Below are 4703 nucleotides of genomic sequence, written 5' to 3' on the forward strand. Positions count from 1 at the left end.
GCCCTCTACCCCCACGCCCACACCGTCGCCCTGCCCACCTACCCCTTCGAGCACCGCCGCTACTGGCTGGCCCCCACCCCGGCCGACCACGCCGCCGGGCCCGGCCCGCTCGCCGCACCGGCCGACCGGGAACATGTGGCGGCAGCCAGCCCGGGCGCGCTGGCCGCCACGCTGGCCATCCAGGCGCCCCAGCAACGGCTTGACACCCTCACCGCGATGGTCACCGCGACGACCGCCGCCGTGTTGGCCCATCCCGATCCGGCGGCGCTCGATCCCATCGGGCCCTTCAAGGATCTCGGCATCGATTCGCTGACGGCAATGGAGCTACGCAACACCCTCAACCGGCGCACCGGGCTTTCGCTGCCGGCAACCCTGGCCTTCGACCACCCCACCCCGGCCGAGCTCGCGAGCCACCTGGCCGACCTCCTGGCCGACAGCGCCGCGCCCGGGGCCCCGGCGGCTGGGGTCAGCAAGCCTAGCGGCGGGCCGGTGGACAACAGGCTCGCGCACGTGGATCAGGCGGTGTTTCTCACCATGCGCGCGGTTCACGGCACGCAGGTTCAGTTTATTTGGGTATATGACCGCGGCGTCAATGGTGATGGGCTGCAGCGTTTTCACCGCAATCTTGGCCGCGGGTTGCTCGGACGCAGGGTCGAACGTTCCCCGATACCGTTCGCGCGTGATCACTGGGTCATGGCACCGGCCCCAGAGGAGATCGATATCGCCGCAACGCCGCGGCGGCGCGTCGACGTGAGCGACTGGGCCGACGAGCGGGTGCGCCGACCCATTGATCCGGAGTGGGGGCCCGGCTGGCACCTCGGGGTGCTGCCGCTCGAGGACGGCGGGGCCGCGGTGAGTCTGGTGGTGTCGCACACGATCGTCGACGGGATCGGTTTGGTCCAGGCCATCGCCGATGCGGCCGAGGGCAGGACGCGCGATCTGGGCTATCCGCCCGCGGGATCGCGCACCATCGGGCACGCCTTGCGTGCGGATTTCCGGCAAACTGTCAAAGAACTGCCCGACATCGGGCACGCGCTGGTTGCCGCGGCCCGACGGGCCTGGCCCGACCGCAAACAATTCGCTTCATCGATCAAGGCGGCGCCGCCTTCCGCGCGGACGGCCGGCGACGATCGGGCGGTAGAGGTCCCTGCCCTGACCGCATATATCGACCCGGCGGAATGGGATGCCCGCGCGAAAAGCCTTGGTGCAAGCAGCAACTCGCTGGTGGCCGGCGTTGCGTGCAGGCTCGCGGTGCGGGTGGGGCGTGTTCGCGACGACGGAACGGTCACCCTCCGATTTCCCGTGTCGCTGCGGACCGAAGACGACACCCGTGGCAATGCGCTCACGGTGGTCGACGTCGCGGTTGACCCGACACACGCGGCGACGGACCTCAGGGACACGCACGTCAAGATCACGCAAGCAATCCTCGCGGGGATGGAGAACCCCGACGAAGAGTTTTTGGCGACCTTCCCACTGGCGGCGATGGTGCCGAAGCGGCTGAACAGGAGGCTGGCCGGCATGGCGGCGGGTGGTGCCAGCCTTCCGGTGACCGTGTCGAATTTCGGTGACCTGCCCCCGGCGGTGAACCGGCCCGACGGCAGCGATGCCGACTACGCGTACATGAGGTCCTACGAGCCCGATATCAAGATAAGCACGCTCGAGCACATAGGTGGGCAACTGTTTGTGGGCTCGGGGCGGGGCAACGGGAAGATCTTCATCAGAATCTCCGCATATGTCCTCGACCGGGAAAACACGAAAGACGAGCTGCGGGAGATCATTTCGCGGACACTCGCCGAATTCGATCTGACGGCGGAGATCGATCGCTAGCGTCGATTTGCCGCGTGGTTTTGCCGGGGCTGGTACGCCGGATTTCGCCAACCTAGCAATCTGTTGAACACGCGTGTGATAATCCTCGCTTGGTGACCTCTCAACAGTCCGACAGCGTCAGCCCGACCGAAGAGGCGCAGAGTCGGCCCCCCGAACAAACGCGATTTCGCCCCGACATCGAGGGCTTGCGCGCCGTCGCGGTGCTGGCCGTGGTCCTGTTCCACGCTGGGATGCCAGGTATCAGTGGCGGGTTTGTCGGGGTGGACGTGTTCTTCGTCATTTCGGGCTTCCTCATCACGGGGCTGCTCTGGCGCGAGGCGAACGCCAGCGGCAAGGTCCGGCTGGGCGGCTTCTACGGGGCGCGGGCCCGCCGACTGCTGCCGGCATCGGCCACGGTCGGCGTCATCACCGCGATCGCGGCATTCCTCCTGCTGCCGCCCTTGCAGATCGGGAGCGTCCTGCGGGACGGCATCGCCAGCGCCCTGTACGTCAGCAACTACTGGTTCATCAATGGCAGCGTCAACTACTTCGGCGGCCACCTGCCGCCGTCGCCGTTCCAGCACTATTGGTCGTTGGGTGTCGAGGAGCAGTTCTACCTGGTGTGGCCGGCGTTGATCATCGGCACGGCCTGGGTCATCCGACGGGTAGGTCGGCGCACCAGGATCCGTGCCACCGCCTCGAAACGTCCGTACCTGATAGTCCTCGCGCTGGTCGCAGTCGCGTCGTTCGCGCTCTCGCTGGTGGACACCCTTTGGTTGCCTTCCGTGGCGTTCTATTCGCTACCGACACGGGCCTGGCAGTTGGCGGTCGGGGGTATGGCCGCCCTCACCGCCGACCAATGGCGCCGACTAGCGCCGCGAGCCGCCGTGCCGACCGGATGGGCCGGGCTGGCCCTGATCCTGGTGGCCTGCATCTGGTTGGGCCCGGGCACACCGTATCCCGGTATCGCCGCGCTGCTACCCGTGCTGGGTGCCGCACTGGTGATCGGCGCCGGCTGTGCTGCAGCGTCCCAGGGCTGCGGCCGCGTCCTGGGGGCGCCGCCGATGCGGGCGATCGGCCGGATTTCGTACTCGTGGTATCTGTGGCACTGGCCGGTGCTGGTGCTCGCGCCGGCAGTGCTCGGCCACTCGCTGGGGCTGGCCGCCAGGTTGGCGGCCGCACTGCTCTCCGGTGTGTTGGCGGTGCTCACCCTTCGTTTCATTGAGAACCCGCTGCGATTCGCCCCTCCGATACGCCGGTCTGCCGTGGCCAGCCTCACGTTGGGCGGTGCGGCCACCGCGGTTGCGGTATGCGTGGGCCTCGTGCTGCTGGAGCATGTGCCGACCCCGGTCGGGCGCGGCCCGGCGGCGGCGACGCTGACCATCACGGCGGCGTCCGTCCCGGCAGGCTCCAACATCGATGCCTACGACGCGGCGGTGCGGCAGGTGTTCGCGCAGGTGCAGACGGCGGTCGCGGCATCGGCCGACCTCACATCCGTCCCGTCGAACCTGAGCCCACCGCTCGCGACGTCCGGAGACTTACTGTTCAACGGCTGCCTGCGCAACATCGCCGAGGTTGGACAGCCTGAGTGCGCAACCGGCGATACCGCCTCGACGACGACAATCGCCCTCGCCGGTGACTCGAATGCCGCGATGTGGAACCCGGCGCTGCAGCAGATCGCGGGCCAGCGGCGCTGGCGGCTGGAGACGCTGGCCAAGGGCGCCTGTCCGTTGATGGACCTGCCCAGCAGCGTCCCGCTCCACCACCTGGCGGAACGATATTCACACTGCCAGCAATGGCGCGATCAGATCATCGCCCGGTTACGTGCCGAGCACCCGCGGCTGGTGGTGCTGAGCATGTGGCGGGGTTACACCGCCGACGGTGAACGGCTGCTTGGCGTCGACGCATACGGCCCGGCCTGGCTCGACAGCCTGACCCGTCTCGTGCAGCAGCTGCGCGGCACCGGCACCAAGGTGCTCGTGCTCGGGCCGATCCCGGATCCGCAGTCTGAGGTGCCGATCTGCCTGTCCGGACATCTCGACGACGCGACGGCCTGCTCGCCGCCCGCGTCGGCCGCGATCAACCAACCCGGCATCGCGGCCGAGTCCGGCGCCACCAGGGCCGGCGGCGGACAATACGCCGACCTCACCGAGCTGTTCTGCACGAAGGCCCGCTGCCCGGTCATCGTCGGCAACACCCTCGTCTACCGCGACTGGCGCCACATCACGTTGGAGTACTCCCGGCTGTTGGCGCCGGCGATCGGGGCGCTGGCCGACCGCGCGCTCGCCGGCGGTTGACCTCGGAGGGTCAGGTGGCGAAATGCGCCTGGTTCACGTGCGCGGCCACCCGCAACGCGTTGGCCGCGACCGTCAGACTCGGGTTCAAACCGGCGCTGGACGGGAAGAACGAGCTGTCCACCACGTAGAGGTTGTCGACTTCGTGCGCCCGGTTTTGCGGGTCCAGCACGCTGGTTTTGGGATCGGTACCGAAGCGGCAGGTGCCGCAGACGTGGCCCAGGTTCGTGTTGTCTTTGCCGTTGCCCAGGGTGAGATTGCGAAAGGGCTGCAACACCTCCTTGAGCTGCCGCAGGAACGCCGCTCGGCGCTCGACCTCGCTGGGGTGTAACCGGTACTGAAGTCGCAGGCGCTGGCGATCGTCCACGCCGGGCCTATCCGAAGGCAGGACGCGGTTGTCCAGATACGGCAGGTCCTCCATGATCCCGGCCAGCACCAGCCCGCCGGTGACGAACCGCTGATACAGCCGCCGTCCGGCGGGGCTCGTCAAGCGCAGCGCCTTACCCCGCCAGCTTGGGCGGTTGGCCAGCCACTCCATGGGCGGTATCTCGCCGAAGGACTGCAGGGTGCCGTATTTCTGCCCCTCGCAGAAGTAGAAGTCGT

Annotated in this window: 3 protein-coding genes; 2 read left to right on the forward strand and 1 reads right to left on the reverse strand. The window is 68.3% G+C overall.

The features are described from left to right. Positions 1-216 precede the first annotated feature (216 nt). Together A5787_RS22090 and A5787_RS22095 are read left to right on the forward strand one after the other, a co-directional pair. Positions 217-1827, forward strand: coding sequence for an acyl carrier protein (locus A5787_RS22090; protein ID WP_082977382.1), 1611 nt, complete (start codon positions 217-219; stop codon positions 1825-1827). Positions 1828-1919: 92 nt separating this feature from the next. Next, complete coding sequence (locus A5787_RS22095) at positions 1920-4103, forward strand: acyltransferase family protein (RefSeq protein WP_066970996.1); 2184 nt, start codon at positions 1920-1922, stop codon at positions 4101-4103. Between the two features lie 10 nt (positions 4104-4113). Here A5787_RS22095 and A5787_RS22100 read toward each other — a convergent pair. After that, a partial coding sequence (locus A5787_RS22100) for a GMC family oxidoreductase (RefSeq protein WP_231994113.1) occupies positions 4114-4703 on the reverse strand: 590 nt, incomplete at its 5' end.

This window comes from Mycobacterium sp. 852002-50816_SCH5313054-b, assembly GCF_001667185.1.
Lineage (GTDB): Bacteria > Actinomycetota > Actinomycetes > Mycobacteriales > Mycobacteriaceae > Mycobacterium.